13 protein-coding genes and 2 tRNA genes are annotated in these 15,517 nt (G+C 60.7%); 8 read left to right on the top strand and 7 right to left on the bottom strand.

Annotated elements, in window-relative coordinates; translation table 11 throughout:
• Positions 1–5: 5 nt before the first annotated feature.
• A complete protein-coding gene (gene clpX / locus I6E74_RS06935) occupies positions 6–1,283 on the bottom strand; it encodes an ATP-dependent Clp protease ATP-binding subunit ClpX (protein ID WP_197124245.1) in 1,278 nt (425 codons plus the stop codon).
• 188 nt (positions 1,284–1,471) lie between these two features.
• Between clpX and I6E74_RS06930 the strand changes: the two genes are divergently transcribed.
• From I6E74_RS06930 to I6E74_RS06920, 3 genes are all read left to right on the top strand, one after another.
• Positions 1,472–2,050: a hypothetical protein gene (locus I6E74_RS06930; protein ID WP_197124244.1), complete on the top strand. Its 579-nt coding sequence runs from the start codon at positions 1,472–1,474 to the stop codon at positions 2,048–2,050.
• A 63-nt stretch (positions 2,051–2,113) separates the two neighbouring features.
• Positions 2,114–2,833: a YcnI family protein gene (locus I6E74_RS06925; protein WP_197124242.1), complete on the top strand. Its 720-nt coding sequence runs from the start codon at positions 2,114–2,116 to the stop codon at positions 2,831–2,833.
• An 8-nt stretch (positions 2,834–2,841) separates the two neighbouring features.
• The gene (locus I6E74_RS06920) at positions 2,842–3,477 is read left to right on the top strand and encodes a copper resistance CopC family protein (RefSeq protein WP_197124240.1); all 636 of its coding nucleotides are present in this window, start codon (positions 2,842–2,844) and stop codon (positions 3,475–3,477) included.
• A 112-nt stretch (positions 3,478–3,589) separates the two neighbouring features.
• Here I6E74_RS06920 and I6E74_RS06915 read toward each other — a convergent pair whose 3' ends face one another.
• Positions 3,590–4,264, bottom strand: coding sequence for an ATP-dependent Clp protease proteolytic subunit (locus I6E74_RS06915; RefSeq protein ID WP_129071683.1), 675 nt, complete (start codon positions 4,262–4,264; stop codon positions 3,590–3,592).
• Between the two features lie 2 nt (positions 4,265–4,266).
• Positions 4,267–4,872, bottom strand: coding sequence for an ATP-dependent Clp protease proteolytic subunit (locus I6E74_RS06910; RefSeq protein WP_197124238.1), 606 nt, complete (start codon positions 4,870–4,872; stop codon positions 4,267–4,269).
• A gap of 119 nt (positions 4,873–4,991) precedes the next feature.
• Here I6E74_RS06910 and I6E74_RS06905 point away from each other — a divergent pair, with 119 nt between their 5' ends.
• Both I6E74_RS06905 and I6E74_RS06900 read left to right on the top strand, forming a co-directional pair.
• Positions 4,992–5,480, top strand: a complete 489-nt coding sequence (locus I6E74_RS06905) for a tetratricopeptide repeat protein (protein ID WP_197124236.1) — start codon at positions 4,992–4,994, stop codon at positions 5,478–5,480.
• A gap of 95 nt (positions 5,481–5,575) precedes the next feature.
• A complete protein-coding gene (locus I6E74_RS06900) occupies positions 5,576–6,532 on the top strand; it encodes a nucleoside hydrolase (protein ID WP_231604829.1) in 957 nt (318 codons plus the stop codon).
• A gap of 132 nt (positions 6,533–6,664) precedes the next feature.
• On the opposite strand, the gene tig is transcribed toward I6E74_RS06900, so the two are convergent.
• A complete protein-coding gene (tig, locus tag I6E74_RS06895; RefSeq protein WP_197124234.1) occupies positions 6,665–7,996 on the bottom strand; it encodes a trigger factor in 1,332 nt (443 codons plus the stop codon).
• 35 nt (positions 7,997–8,031) lie between these two features.
• Positions 8,032–8,105: transfer RNA gene (locus tag I6E74_RS06890), tRNA-Pro, on the bottom strand.
• Positions 8,106–8,362: 257 nt separating this feature from the next.
• Between I6E74_RS06890 and I6E74_RS06885 the strand changes: the two genes are divergently transcribed.
• A tRNA-Gly gene (locus tag I6E74_RS06885) sits at positions 8,363–8,436 on the top strand.
• A gap of 109 nt (positions 8,437–8,545) precedes the next feature.
• On the opposite strand, the gene I6E74_RS06880 is transcribed toward I6E74_RS06885, so the two are convergent.
• Both I6E74_RS06880 and I6E74_RS06875 read right to left on the bottom strand, forming a co-directional pair.
• Entirely contained in the window at positions 8,546–9,397 is an 852-nt protein-coding gene (locus tag I6E74_RS06880) for an alpha/beta hydrolase fold domain-containing protein (protein ID WP_231601150.1), read from the bottom strand.
• A 66-nt stretch (positions 9,398–9,463) separates the two neighbouring features.
• Positions 9,464–9,637, bottom strand: coding sequence for a hypothetical protein (locus tag I6E74_RS06875; RefSeq protein WP_197124231.1), 174 nt, complete (start codon positions 9,635–9,637; stop codon positions 9,464–9,466).
• Between the two features lie 187 nt (positions 9,638–9,824).
• Between I6E74_RS06875 and I6E74_RS06870 the strand changes: the two genes are divergently transcribed.
• Together I6E74_RS06870 and I6E74_RS06865 are read left to right on the top strand one after the other, a co-directional pair.
• On the top strand, positions 9,825–10,010 hold the full coding sequence (locus I6E74_RS06870) for a DUF2510 domain-containing protein (protein ID WP_197105935.1): 186 nt from the start codon (positions 9,825–9,827) through the stop codon (positions 10,008–10,010).
• Between the two features lie 52 nt (positions 10,011–10,062).
• The gene (locus I6E74_RS06865) at positions 10,063–15,501 is read left to right on the top strand and encodes an SCO7613 C-terminal domain-containing membrane protein (protein WP_197124229.1); all 5,439 of its coding nucleotides are present in this window, start codon (positions 10,063–10,065) and stop codon (positions 15,499–15,501) included.
• Positions 15,502–15,517: the final 16 nt, after the last annotated feature.

Genomic DNA, 15,517 nt, shown 5'->3' with positions numbered 1-15,517 from the left:
TGCGGTTAGGCCGACTTCTCGGCACGCACGGGTTCACGAGGAATGATCGTGGGTGCTGCGTTCTCCAGCACGGCCGCCTTCGTCACAATGACGCGGCCAACAGTTTCGTCGGATGGAACATCGAACATGATCGGGCCGAGAACTTCTTCGAGAATCGCGCGAAGGCCGCGAGCACCTGTCTGACGCAGCACGGCAAGATCAGCGATTGACTCGAGTGCATCGCGTTCAAACTCAAGCTCAACGCCGTCGATTTCGAACATGCGCTGGTACTGGCGTACGAGTGCATTCTTTGGCGTTGTCAGAATGTCCATAAGAGCCACCTGGTCGAGCTGTGTAACCGTGGTTACAACAGGCAGACGACCGATGAACTCAGGGATGAGACCAAACTTGTGGAGATCTTCTGGCAGAACCTCGCCGAAGAGGTTCACATCGTCGCCCTTGCTGTGCAGCGGAGCACCGAAGCCGATGCCCTTTTTGCCCGCACGGTTCGAGATGATCTCTTCGAGACCAGAGAATGCACCGGCAACGATGAAGAGCACGTTGGTGGTATCCACCTGAATGAACTCTTGGTGCGGGTGCTTGCGACCGCCCTGCGGCGGAACAGAAGCGACAGTGCCTTCAAGAATCTTGAGGAGCGCTTGCTGCACGCCCTCGCCTGACACGTCGCGGGTGATGGAGGGGTTCTCTGCCTTGCGAGCGATCTTGTCGATCTCATCGATGTAGATGATGCCCGTCTCAGCACGCTTGACGTCATAGTCAGCAGCCTGCAGAAGCTTGAGGAGAATGTTTTCGACATCCTCGCCGACGTAGCCAGCCTCGGTGAGCGCAGTGGCATCCGCAACGGCAAAGGGCACATTGAGGCGCTTAGCGAGAGTTTGTGCGAGATACGTCTTTCCGCAACCGGTAGGACCGATCAGCAGGATGTTCGACTTAGCGATCTCGACATCGTCAATCACGGCATCTGCCGAAGTGATGGTGTTGCGGGCACGAACACGCTTGTAGTGGTTGTAGACGGCTACCGAAAGCGAGCGCTTAGCTGCTTCTTGGCCGATGACGTATTCCTCTAAGAAGTCGTAGATTTCACGCGGCTTAGGCAGGTCAAATTCGCTCGACGTTTCTTCGCCAGCTTCAGCAAGACGCTCTTCAATGATCTCGTTGCACAGATCTACGCACTCGTCGCAGATATAGACGCCCGGACCGGCAATCAATTGCTGTACCTGCTTTTGGCTTTTGCCGCAGAAGGAACACTTGAGCAGGTCCGCGCTTTCCCCAATTCGGGCCATGCCGGTTCCTCTCCTTGAGTAAATACCTTGACAACGAGCCTAACCCGATATCCGTTCAGTCCTGTCACCATTACCGGCGGCGTTTCGGCGAGTCTCCCTCATCCCCTCAGCCCGTGCTCGCCCGATCTAGCAGCACCGCAATACGAACTAGGCTTGAGTAGCTAACGCCGCCGATCAGAAGGAGCCCGATGCATACCCGTGCCATGCGCGTGCTTCGTGGCAGTCTCGCGGCGCTGTTCGCAACGTTTGCGGCAGCTATTTCTCACCAAATCGCGGGCGGTGTCGCTCCGTCACTGTTCGGTATTGGCGTCTCGCTGGTGATCTCAGTCGCCATTTGCACTCTGTTGGCCGGACGCACCGTCTCAATGGTTCGCCTGAGCGCCGCCATTCTTGCCAGCCAGGGGATGTATCACACGCTCTTCAGCTCAATGCTGGCACCGGAAGGCATCGCGCCACACGACATGGCGGCCATGACATTCGACTTCAGCTCGGCGGCGCAAACCGCGGATTCTGCCATGTCACTCTCGCATCTCGCGGCCGCCGTGATCACTATCCTGATGTTCACCTATGCCGAAGTCGCGTTGTGGGGGCTGTTCGATACCGCTCGCGTCTTTCTCTCCCGGCTTCTGTCGTCCACTTCCCTGACGACGATCCACGTTCTCGAGTTTCGCGTTGTGCCAGGTGCAACGCCGGCAACGCCGCTTGGTGCACGAGTTCTCTCCATCATGCGTTATCGGGGCCCGCCAGCCACTCTGGCCGCGGCCTAACGCTGCCGCACAGCATCCCCGATATTTGTCGCTGATTGGCGACCCTTTTTGAGAAAGAAAACTATGAACAACTTCACTAAAGCTGCCCTTGCCGTTTCCGCAGGCGCTGCTCTCGCGGTAGCTGCTCCGCTCGCCGCCATGGCTCACGTCACGATCGATCCGGGGCAGGCGGATGCCGGAAGCTACGCGCTCATCACGGTCAAGGTTCCCAACGAGTCAGACACCGAGAAGACCAACAAGGTCGAGCTCAACCTGCCCACGGATACTCCATTCACGAGCGTGCGCTTCGTGCCTGTTCCCGGCTGGGACGCTGAGCTTGTGCGCAGCGAACTGCCCGAGCCCGTCATGGTCGGCGAAAGCGAAATCACCGAAGCAGTGACCTCGATTGTGTGGACGGCCCAGGCAGGTTCCGAAATCGGAGACGGCGCGCTGCTCCTACTCCCGATCTCTCTCGGGCCGGTTCCGGATGTCGGAAGCGTTGTGCTGACGGCCGACCAGACGTACACCGATGGCACCGTAGTGAGCTGGAGCGGTACTGAAGAAGGAGCAGAGAAGCCCGCTCCTATCCTCTACGTCAACGATGCACCGGTAGATGACCACGGTCACGCTGAAACGGAAGAAGACGCTCACGGTGACGACCACGCAAGCGAAGACGAGAACAGTGACGCTGCCGCCGCATCCAGCAGTGACCCCGTTGCCCGCGGACTGGGAATCGCCGGCCTCGTTGCCGGTCTCGGCGCGCTCGTAGCGGCATTCGCTTTCCGTCGCCCCGCCACTAAGTAGTTCGAACCATGCGTCGAGCTATTCGTGTCGGCGCCGCGTTCAGCGCGGCCACGCTTGCAGCGCTCCTGCTGCTCGTGGCCGCGCCCGCGTCTGCCCATAACTACCTCGTCGACAGCACACCGCTCGAGGGCGAAATCCTCACCGTGTTGCCCGAGGAGTTCTCGGTCACTACTAACGATGTGCTGCTCGATCTCGCCGGAGACGGCGGAGGTTTCGCGATTCAGATTCTGGATGCCGCCGGCGGCTACTACGGAGACGGCTGCGTCAGCATCCGCGACGAATCGCTCTCCACGCTCGCGGCTCTCGGTGAGCCGGGTGAGTACCGGATGCTCTGGCAGCTGGTGTCGGCCGATGGCCACACGATCTCTGACGAGATCAACTTCACGTGGCAACCGGATGCCGATCAAGTGCTTTCCGAAGCGCTGGACGCTCCGCCCGCCTGTGGTGGTGGCTTCCTTGAGGAGAGCGCTCCCCCGGCAGCAACCGAGGGTTCTGAAGGCGACAGTGGTTCTGACAGTTCCGAGAGCGGAACGAGCCTCGATGCTGAAAGCGTGGTGCTGATCGGCGGCGCAGTTGCTCTCGTTCTCGTTGCTGCTGTGGCGATCTTCCTGATCTCCGTCAAGCGCAAGAGAGACGAGTCCTAGCCTGACGGCGAGTCAGCGATTGCGCAGGCTCATCGTGGTGATGCTTTCCGCATTAACAAATTGAGGCGGTCACCCCATCGGGGTGACCGCCTCAGTTACGTGAAAGCGAGTGCTAGCTCGTGATCGCCGGCAGCGTCTTGCGGCTCGTGAGCACTTGGTCGATGAGACCGTACTCCATTGCCTCAGCCGCGCTCAGGATCTTGTCGCGCTCGATGTCCTTGTTGATCTGCTCTGGGGTGCGGTTCGAGTGGTGCGACAGCGTCTCTTCGAGCCAGCCACGCATGCGAAGAATCTCGCGTGCCTGAATCTCGATGTCCGATGCCTGGCTCGAGCCTTCCGACCCACCGCTGGGCTGGTGGATGAGGATGCGAGCGTTGGGCAGAGCCAAACGCTTTCCCTTGGTTCCACCGGCGGTGATCACGGCAGCGGCCGAAGCAGCCTGGCCGAGAACGACAGTCTGAATCTGGGGGCGGATGTACTGCATCGTGTCGTAGATCGCCGTCATAGCGGTGAACGAACCACCGGGTGAGTTGATGTACATGACAATGTCGCGGTCAGGGTCTTGGCTCTCGAGAACGAGAAGCTGAGCCATCACGTCGTCAGCGGAAGCGTCGTCGATCTGCACACCCAAGAAGATGATGCGGTCTTCGAACAGCTTCGCGTACGGGTCTTGGCGCTTGTAGCCATAGGCTGTGCGCTCTTCGAACGTCGGCAAAATGTAGCGAGCGTCAGCATCCGGACGACCAATGCCGGCGGGAGCCTGTGCTCCGAGGTTAAAGTTCTCCATAATTAGTCCTTCTTGCCGGTTGCGTTGTCTTCAGTTCCGCCGCCGCCAACTACATCGGAGGCGAATTCGCGGAGGTGATCGACGAAGCCATATTCGAGGGCTTCTTTGGCCGTGAACCAGTTGTCACGGTCGTTGTCGATGAGAACCTGCTCGACGCTCTTGCCTGTCTGCTCGGCGGTGAGCTCGGCCATGCGCTTCTTCATATCGAGGATGACGCCAGCCTGAGTCTGGATGTCAGCAGACGTTCCACCGAATCCACCCGACGGCTGGTGCAGGAGCACGCGCGCGTTGGGGGTGATGTAGCGCTTGCCCTTGGTGCCCGAGGAGAGCAGGAACTGCCCCATCGAGGCGGCAAGGCCAATGCCGACGGTGACGATGTCGTTCGGCACGAACTTCATCGTGTCGTAGATCGCCATTCCCGCGGTGATGGATCCACCGGGTGAGTTGATGTAAAGGTAGATGTCGCGCTTGGGATCCTCTGCGGCGAGCAGCAAGATCTTTGCGCAGATCTCGTTCGCGTTTGCATCGCGCACCTCTGAGCCGAGCCAGATGATGCGGTCCTTGAGGAGTTGGTCGAAGATGCTCGAGACCAATGCCGGTTGGGCCATTGTTGCGCTCCATTTCAGTTATCGCGTGATACGAATCTATCCGAGTACGCGCCGCTATTCTGGCGTGTTCGCCCTAGGCAAAGTACCGCGTCGCCAGAGGCTGCTTGTAGGCTCGCCAAATGCAGCAGACTTGGCGCGATCGAATCGCAGATATTTGGGCCCACGCCGCGACAATGGCCGAGGGAGATGTTGTCGCCGCAATTGATGAGCTCGTCGCTGAACGTACCCCTGATGACGCCGAAGCGTTGTTCGAGGCAGCCGGCGCGCGCGACTATGCGGGCCGCGAGACTGAGGCTGAGCCGCTGTACCGCAGTGCTCTTAACAACGGGTTGGATGCCGCCCTGCGGCCACGCGCGATCATCCAGTTGGCCAGCACGCTGCGCAATCTCAATCGCGTCGATGAGTCGATTGCTTTGCTCGAGCAGCAGTTGCACGAGCATCCCGACGATGAGTGGACAGGTCCAACCGCCGCATTTCTCGCCCTTGCCCTCACCACTCGCGGCGATCCCACCCTGGGGGCCTCGGTCGCGCTGATGGCGTTGGCGAACTATTTGCCGATTTATCAGCGTTCGGTGCGCGGCTACGCAGCGGAGCTTGTGGCCGAGTAGCGTCACCCACCGCTTGCCACTGCAGCACTACGGCGTCCCACTCCCCTCAGTCGCCTCGGTGTCGGCAGGCTCCCCGTGACCATTAGCATTGCCGAATGCAGCAAATGATTCTCGACGTTGACACCGGCATTGATGACGCGCTCGCGCTCCTGTTGGCGGTGCGGCATCCTGGAGTCAACCTGCGGGCTGTCACGTGCGTCGCTGGCAATGCGAGTCTCGAGCAGGTAGTGCGCAACACTCTGACGGTATTGGATGCTGCCGGGGCGGGAGACATCCCGGTTGCCGCTGGCGCTCAGCGTCCGTTGCTCTCGGAGGCTCATTCGGCCGCTCACGTGCACGGAGCTGACGGTCTTGGTGACCTCGGTCTGCCCGAGTCGTCGCGCACTGTGGTGCCACTGCACGCCGTCGAATTGCTGCGTCGAGAAATTCTGGCTAGCCCGACGCCGGTAACGCTCGTGCCGCTCGCCCCCATGACCAACATCGCACTTCTCGTGCGCCTGTACCCAGAGGTATTAGACAACGTGGAGCGAATCGTCTTCATGGGAGGTTCAGCCTCCGTCGGCAATGCCACTGCGGTTGCCGAGTTCAATACGTGGCACGATCCCGAGGCCGCCGAAATCGTGTTGACCTCTGGCGCCCCCATCACCATGTATGGCTTGGATGTGTTCTATGCCGTGACAATCCCGCCTGAGGACATCGTTCGGCTCGCCTCCAGTTCCGAACCCGGCACGCAGCTCGCTGGGCGCCTTCTGCAGCACATTGTCACGGTAAAAGGCAGCGAGGTGCGCGTCGCCGGTGATGGACACGGCGATATTGGCGATGCGGGCGCGGTGTGTGCTGCGATCGATCCGGATGGACTCAGCACCACAAACCTGCCGGTGCGAGTGAGCCTGGCTGATCCTCTCACTCGCGGGCAAACGGTCGTGGATCATCGCACGGCTGGCCACGAACAGGCCGGAGCAGGAGATCCCCTTTTCCGCCGAATTGATGTCGCGCTTGGCATCGATAGTGCTCGTTACGCGAAGCTGTTCCTCGACACGATCACTCGGTAACTCGGTAACTCGGTAACTCGGTAACTCGGTAACTCGGTAACTCGGTAACTCGGTAACTCGAGCGAAACAGCCCGTTAACGACCTCACGGCCAACTAGATAACTAGTCGGCCGTGAGGGTAAAGCGAAGTGGTTTAGGACTCGTCGCTGGCGTCGTCTTCTACAACGACTTCTTCAGCGGCTTCGGGGTTAGCGATCGCGGTGAATGCCGAAACGTCTACCGCCTTGCCCTTGGTGTCAACGACCTTGGCCTTGCTGAGCACGACTGCGAGAGCCTTGCTGCGAGCGACCTCAGCAACCATGGCCGGGATCTGGCCGTTCTTGTCCAGGATCTGGATGAACTCGCCGGGCTCCATGCCGTACTGCTGTGCGCCCTGCACGAGGTACGAGGTGAGCTCTTCTTGACTGACCTTGATCTCTTCGGACTCAACGATGGAGTCGAGCAGAATCTGCGAACGGAAGGTCTTCTCGCTTGCGATAACGACCTCGGCGCGGTGCTCGTCGTCTTCGAGGCGGTTCTCGTTCTCGAGGTGACGGTGAACTTCGTCTTCGACGAGCTTCTCGGGAACGGGAATCTCAACGCTCTTGAGCAGTTCGTCAACGATCTGGTCGCGAGCTTCTGCACCCTGGCCGAACGACTTGGAGCGCTTGATCTGCTCCTTGAGGTCTGCCTTGAGTTCCTTGATGGTGTCGAACTCGCTGGCCATCTGAGCGAAGTCGTCGTCTGCCTCAGGAAGCTCACGCTCCTTCACAGTGAGGAGCGAAACGCTGATTACAGCGGTTTCGCCCTCGTGGTCGCCACCGAGCAGTACGGACTCGAAAGTGGTCGATTCGCCGGCGCTGAGCGAGTCAAGTGCCTCGTCGATGCCTTCGATCAGTTCACCCGAGCCGAGCTCGTAGGAAATGCTGGTTGCGGAGTCAACCTCGGTCTCGCCGATCTTGGCGACGAGGTCGAGCTGAGCGAAGTCGCCCTTTGTGGCGGGGCGTTCGACGGTAACGAGCGTGCCGAAGCGGGCACGCAAGGTGTCGAGCTCGTCCTTGACATCGTCTGCCGAAACCTTGACTTCTTCAACCGTGAGGGTGAGTTCGTCGTAGGCGGGCATGTCGAACTCGGGGCGAACGTCTACCTCAATAGCGAGAACGAGGTCTCCGCTGAAGTCTTTGACCTCGGGCCACGTGACAATGTCTGCCTCGGGGCGACCGAGAACGCGAATTTCTTCTTCGGTGACTGCCTGGCGGTAGAAACCGTCAAGTCCGTCGCTGACCGCGTGGTTCAGGATCTCTTCGCGACCGACACGCTGGTCAACCAGCTGCGGCGGAACCTTTCCCTTGCGGAAGCCGGGGATGTTGATCTGCGAGGCGATGTGGCCATACGCGTGATCGATGCTCGGCTTGAGTTCTTCGGGGGTGACCGAGATGTTGAGCTTGACGCGGGTCGGGCTCAGTTTCTCAACGGTTGTCTTCACGTCGTGGATCTCCTGTAATTCGATGGTGTATTTCGTCGGGGCGACAGGATTCGAACCTGCGACCTCTCGGTCCCAAACCGAGCGCTCTACCAAGCTGAGCTACGCCCCGGGGCGCCGTGCTGTCTTACGGCCATGGCATCACGTAGAAATGCCGGTACAAATTTGACCTCGGCAAGTCTAGCCTGAGCGCGCACCGAATGTTGACGAGATACCAAGATCAATGTTTTTCGGGCCGCGCTTACAGCATTTACCGGGCCAGAACCCAGCAAATATGGGGCGGATTACGCGGGCAGCGATCTCGACTTCGTACTTTGCGAGGTTTCGGGTACAGTAATCCTCGGTACACAGCACGATCGGGTGCCAAGTGGGGATGTAGCTTAATGGTAAAGCCTCAGTCTTCCAAACTGATGACCGGAGTTCGATTCTCCGTATCCCCTCCACTACAGAACGAAGGCCACCTCGGTTGAGGTGGCCTTCGTTCGTTAACTGATGCACAGCATCAGGCCGCGCCATCCTTGACCGGATGCGTAGCGTGGTGGTCTTAGCTCGTCACACCGCAGAGCCACCGCACACGATTGCTCGTTCAACGATCGTGCGGGCGTGCGCAGCTTCAGGGATCGGCAGGAGTGGGTAATCGTGAATCATGCCCTCGCCAACGTGGAAGTCGAGGGCGATGCCTTCGTGCTGTGCGCGCTCACGCAGGCGCAACGCATCCGCGTGTACAAGGTCACGTGTGCCCGTGAAAAGGGTGATCGGCCCGAGGCCGGTGAGATCACCATGGATGGGGCTGACGCGCCAATCGCTCTCGTCGAGTTCGCCACGATATAGGGCGCCAGCCGCATGAGTGCCGGGAACCGCAAGCCAAGGGTCGCGCGGCGCAATCTCTGCGAGCATCGGATCCGTGCCGCTGATGTCGAGCCAGGGTGCGATGAGTACTATCGCGTGAAGCGGCGGAAGCTTGCGGTCTCGCAGCTCCATTGACACCGCCATCGTCATCCCTCCGCCCGAGGAATCGCCCATGATGCTGACGTTCTCGGCACCGACGTCTTGGACAATCGACTGAACGATCGTTGCTGCGCGATCGACGATCACGGCAGCACGCCCTTCTGGCGCGAGCGGCATGATCGGTACCGCGAACGTTGTTCCGGTGGCACGCACGAGGCGGGCAATGAACTTCCAGTGCAACGGATTGATCTGAAATACATACGACCCACCGTGAAGGTAGACGACGTGGCCGGCATTCGTTGGCGTCTTCGGCGCGATCGTAAACACAGGCCAGCCGCCAACTTCGCGGGACGACACGTTCACGTGCCGAGAAATCGATGCGGGAGGCTCGAACGAAACTGGGTTCTTTCGAAGCTCATCGATCCGCGCAAGAGTGCGCTCTGGATCGCTGAACATGCGTTTTGACCCTCGCAGGGTTAACGCAAGTGGAGCGAGCCGACTAAGAAGGCTCGCCATGGTGAGCTAGCTGTCGACGCGCTTCATGACGTGAATGGGGATGAAGACGCCCAGCGTGGTAACAAGCAGGCCGCCGATGAATACGACTGACTCAAGGCCCTCCACGTAGAAAGCTTCGCCCATCATGTAGATGCCGCCCACAAAGAGCACGAAGGAGATTACGAAACCGAAGATGTTCACGCCTCCATCTTACTCATGTGGGGCGGAACTCCGAAGTCGCCCGCGCCGCCGAAAGTGACCTCTTGTCATGGCTCGCGCGTGCCCCCTATACTGGGGATAGCCGTTACCCCCGAACTGATCCTCCGCGGCTGGATCGAACGCCACACCCGTATCGCCCCTCGTGGCAGGGCAACTTTGGACTCCCCCGATGTCTAACACTGCAACCCAACTTCCTCCCTTCGGCTGGTACCCGGACCCCGCAGGCAGCCACATGCTGCGCTGGTGGGATGGCAAGGCGTGGACTAACCGTCTCGAAAAGCCTCGTCCCGAGATCCAGGCTGCGAATGGTTACAACCACAATCAGTCCACACTTTCGCGCCTTATCGCTTCTTAAGCTTTAGTCAGCGATACTCTGGGGCTTCCTCCCGAAAGGAAGTCCCGAGTACATGGTTGATGCACCGCGTTCGTTCATAGAGCACGTCGGTCACGTTCTTTTTCCTCGTGGACCGCTCGACCTCACAGATACTTCCCGATGCCCGGCGTGCTTTGTCGCGCTCCCGCCTTCCGCGGTTTGCTCGCAATGTGGGCTTGATCTCAATCACCCGGATGCCGCCCTTCTCCGCGAAGAATCGCTCGACGTCGCAGCACTGCTCGAGTCCCGGCTCGAGCTCATCGGCAAGATTCGTTTCGAGACCGCAGCCGAACGCAAACGCGTTCGTGACGAAGCTCGGGATGCCGAATACGCTGCGCTCGAAGCTGCGACAGCACAACGCGCAGCCCGCGCGGCCGCCATGTTGCAATCCGACGATCACACCGTTGCGGACCAAGAAACGCCGGCTCCGATCGAGGCTCCCGCGCATCCGCAGTTCCCGCAGCCCACGCCCAGCGCTGCTCCCGCGCCGCAAGTATCCACGCCGGCCGCTTCCGCGACGCTGACTCCCGTTTCAGCTCCACACGATGCTGAAGCCACAGCTCCGACAACGATCGACGCCCCCGCTGCTCGCTCCCACGCGGGCATCCAAGTCATCCTGCTGATCGTGGGAGTGTCGCTGCTCTCAGTCGGCGCAATCTTCTTCCTTATCTACGCCTTCATTAGCTTTGGGCTCATTTGGCGGTCAGCGATCATCGCAACCATCACTATCGCCAGCATCGTCGGCGCAACCATGGTGAAGAAGCGTGGGCTCACTGCTACCGCTGAAGCGCTATCCGCGCTTGCCGTCGTGCTTGTCGGGCTCGATATCTACGCTGTGCGCGCTAATGAACTACTTGTCGTCGGCGACTCTGCCGGCCGCACGTACTGGGGCTCAGCGATGATCGCCGCTGCGCTGGGATTCATTTGGTGGCATCGGGCAAGCACAATCAGGCTCGTCAATGTGGTGGCGTTCGTGGCTTTCCCGCCCGCAGCTGCCCTCGTCGTCGCCGGCGTGGCCGACGGACGCTTCCCCGAGGCCAATGTGCTGCTCCCTATGGTGGCGTTCACCACCGCAACGCTGATCTACCTCGTGGCTGCGCACGGAGAATACTCGGGGCGAGTAGAGCGCACGACCATGATCGTTTTCGCCTACTTGGGGCTCTCGATCGGGTTCTTCAGCGCAATTATCTCTCTGTTCGTCTTGTCAGAATCCGCTGGCAATCGCTCGACGGGAATCTGGCTCCTCGTCTTAGGCACGGTAGCGGCAATCCACAGCGTCGCGGCTCATCGTGCGGCCTTCGATCCGATCATCCGCAACACCTTCGCAATGATCGCGGGTCTCACGATTGCGACAGCAGTGTCGACTCTCTTATCGAACGACTCCCCTATCGCGGTGTTCTCCATTGTCGCTGCACTCACCACCCTTGCGGTGCTGAGCGAGGCGAGCGGGCGACACTACGGCGCGACAAGCCGGAGTACCACCCTGTGGGCATCGCTCGGCGTGTGGACGATTACCGCGATTGCGCTGATCGCGCCCCTCAGCGAGTCGCTCTCTGTAGCGCTGCAGTATTTCTCTCAGACGTCACTGCGCCGCACTACCGCGGCGAGCGCTCCGTTCGCCATCAGTGACGACGGCTGGCCTCAGCTTGCCATCCTCAGCGTTCCAGCGATTATGGCGTTGGCGTGGTGGGCCACGCGCCAACTCCGCGGTCGGCTTTCTCTGCTGCTCGCGAGCGCAGGTGCCGCACTTGCCCTGGCAGCGCCGCTGGCCGGAACACTGCTGCTCGCTGTTGCGGTGTGGCTTGCGCTAGCTGTACTGGCTGTCGTGGCAATCGGTGTGAGCCAACGCCGCCGCCCCGGACTGCGCCTCAGCACAGCCATTCTTGCGCTGGGCGGCTTCACACCGTTAGCGCTTGCCTTCGGTTCAGGATGGTCGAGCTACGGAACGTGGCTTCTCGCCAGCCTCGGCACAGCGGCCGTGCTCTTTGCTGCCCGCTACCTCGTGTCCGTTGTTTCAGTTCGCACGACGATGCTGGGCTTAACGACGCTTGTGCTGTTGCTCGCGGCTGCGGGCGTGGGAGAACAGCTGCAATTCGCGCTCACTCCCCTCGATCCCCATCCGCTCGAATCCTGGATGACCGTCTCCGTTCTTGCCGTCGTCATCAGCGCGCGATCGCTCTGGCCCCGCACCCGCGAAGTGACCGCCCTCGAACGACAGGTTCTGTGGTGGATAGGGTTTGTCGGCACCGCAGTTGCGGGCACCATTCTCTGGGTAGCAACAGGCAGCGGGGCCCCTTTCGCGAACGCACCACTCGCCCTGAGCCTCACCTCTATCAGCCTGCTCGTCTCTGTGCTGTTTGTCACTGTGCTTATCGTCACCATGCTGAACAACACCGCGCTGCTTGCCCGAGCATCACCGAATACGGGTGCTACGAACACTGCGAGCGGAACGAGTGCACCGACAGGGCGCTCTATCGAAAGTTTCGTTGCCGCTGCGGCGCTCGCGCCCGCGCTGGTGTGGGCACTCGATAGTGCGAGCCGTACGGCTGGTCTCGGCGCTATAGCGATCGAGTTAGCGCCGGCCACGGCATCCGCTCTCGTCGGAGCGCTCACGATGACCCTGCGTGTGCGGGGCCGACACACATTCGTGCGACGTATCGCTGAACTCAGCGCGCTCACCGTTGCACTGTTCACCACAGCGAGTGCAATTCTTCAGCCCCACGAGACACACTGGCTGATCGCGCTTCTCGTGTCGATCACCCTTCTACTGGCATCGATCTCCGCCGACGGAATCGTAGGCTCAGCTTCGCCACGGCGCTTTGTTATCTGGGGTGCGGTCGCGTTCTCCACGTGGGCCTTGTGGCTGCGCCTCGAGCAATATCGGGTCGAAGCTCTCGAGGCCTATGTGCTGCCGCTTGCCACGGTTGTGGTGGCAATCTCGATCTTTACGGCCAGAGCAGAACTACGCGAATCCCGCCTGCGTTCTGGCGCGTTCATCGCTCTCGCTGGACTCCTCATCGCCGTTGTGCCGCTCGCGCTGAACTCCGCAAGTGGCTCAGGCACCAGCACTCTCGTCATCTCCGCCCTGTGTGCGGCGCTCATGATTGCCGCGTCGTTCATTTCGCCGCGCGAGTCGTTGCTCAGTTTCTGGGGAATCGCCGTTGTCGCCTCAGCCACGGGACTCATCACCGCAACAGCAGCACGCGTTCTCTATTCCGTGACCGCCGCACCGAGTGCGCTGCCCGAAGCTGAAGTGTGGCTCATCGGCGCTGTAGCCCTCATGACGATCGCGAGTTTCGGGCTCGCCTCCGCTGGTTTCGCGCGTGTCTCGCACTCCACCCTGTGGCAGCGGTCGGGGCCCGTGCTGCTCGGCGCCGCCGTGACACTGCTGTATGTGGTTGAAGGCATCATCGTGATCGACCCGTCCACTTCGTCGACACCGCTCACTGACATCCGGGTGCTTGCCTTAGTTGCTCTCGGCGCAGTGCTTCTCGTGGTGGGCGCGCGCTTCACGACTCCGCCTCTCACCCCCCACGTGACCTACCTTGCGTTCGCTCTCGCGTCGTTCATCACACTCGCTACCTACGCCTTGGGCGTTGTGCAGTACCTCGAGTTCTGGCTGATCGCCGCCATCCTTGGCTTCGGGATGATCGCACGCGCACTGATTATTCGATCGCGTGAGGTCGCGATGCTCGAACCGCAAGCACTCTGGTGGACGGGCTTCGGCGCGACCGCATTCGCCGGAGCACACTTCTGGAACGCAAACGTCGTCGGCGGATCAGGAGTCACAGCTCCTTTCATGCTCGATGTAGCCGTCATCAACACCCTGGGTGCCGCGCTCCTCGTCGTGGCGTTGAGCTTCACCATTTTCGCGCGAGGCGCACACACGTTTGTGCCCGAGAACGTTGCCGCAGCGGCAGCTCTCGCCCCAACGACCGCCTGGCTGTTCGATAGCACCGGTAGATTACTCGAGCTCTCGGTGGTCGTGATCGAACTAGCTCCAGCAACCGCAGCCGTGCTCGTGGCAGCATTCAGCATGATTCTGCGACTGCGGGATCACCGTAGTTCCGTTCGTCGAGCAAGCGAGATCAGTGCCCTTACGGTTGCCGCAATCGCGACGGTGAGTGCGGTGATCGAGCCACAGAGCACACCATGGCTGATCGTATTGTTTGTGTCGGTCGCACTGCTTCTCAGTTCCATTTCGACTGACGGAGTATTCGGGTCGGTATCGCTTCGCCGCCACATGGTGTGGGCTGCGGTGGCGTTCGGCACGTGGGCACTGTGGCTTCGACTCGATCAGGCCCGCGTCGACGCTCTAGAAGCGTACGTTTTGCCTCTCAGCGCCGTCGTGATCGCCCTCTCGATACTGATTGCACGCGCAGAGTTGAGAGCGGCGCGGCTAGCTTCCGCACCGGCGATCGCTCTCGTCGGCCTCCTCATTGCAGCGCTTCCCCTCGCGCTCAATGCTGCGGACGGCAACGGACTCCGCACTCTCATCATTGCCGGGCTCTGCGGAGCTCTCTTAGTCGCTGCCGCCTTCGTAGAACCACGCAGCGAGCTCATCGACTTCTGGGGCGTCGCAATCATTGCGTCCGCCTCCGGGCTCATTCTCGCGACCGCGTCACGGGCGTTCATCCTGCTGTCTGAAAATAGAGGACTGTTGCCCGAACTCGACTCCGGTCTGCTGGTCGCAGTTGCGCTGCTGGCTCTCGCCAGCTTCGGTGCCGCTGCCAGTGGATTCTCTCGTGACGAAAACCGCCCGGGATGGGCAGCCATGAGCGAAGTGCTGCTCGGCAGTGCCCTCGTGTTGCTCTACGGAATAGAAATTCTGGCGTTGCTCGGCACAGACCAGCGAAACGCGTCGGTCGACGCCGTTCGCATCATTGGCCTGGTCGCACTCGGCAGCGTTCTTCTCGTGCTCGCGGCTCGTGCCTCTACACGACCGCTTACCCACCGCATGAGCTACCTCGCTTTCACTCTCGCCAGCATCCTTGGTGTGATCGGGTATTTCGGAACGCTCGTGGAGCCACTCGAGTGGGTGTCCGCGCTTCTCGGGGTGGCTCTGCTTGCCCACGGAGGGCTGCGGATGGTGAGCGACCCAGATGCGCGCAGCATGCAGTGGCTCAGCGGCGGCCTCGTTGTGCTGCTGGCCCCCAGTCTCATCGCGACGTTTGTTGACACCGATAGCGCGGGAACTCAGTGGCGCATTGTTGCTCTCGGTATCGTCGCCGTGACGATCATCGTGCTCGGAGCATGGCTGAAGCTCAAAGCGCCCCTCATCATTGCCACCGTTGTGGTTCTCATTCACGCTTCGCACACTTTTGCTCCCGCGCTCATCAGCTTCTACCAGCTGACCTCGTGGTGGCTGTGGGCTGTAGTAGGTGGCGCGATCGTGTTGTTCCTTGGCATTACGCTCGAGCGGCGCATCCGCGATCTCAAGACGCTCAACACCAAGTTCAGCGCCCTTCGCTAAGCAAGAAGAAGGCAAC

The sequence above is a fragment of the Salinibacterium sp. SWN139 genome (assembly GCF_015864625.1).
GTDB lineage: Bacteria > Actinomycetota > Actinomycetes > Actinomycetales > Microbacteriaceae > Rhodoglobus.
Note: the sequence above shows the minus strand (reverse complement) of the source record. Positions and strands in the feature narration are given on the sequence as shown.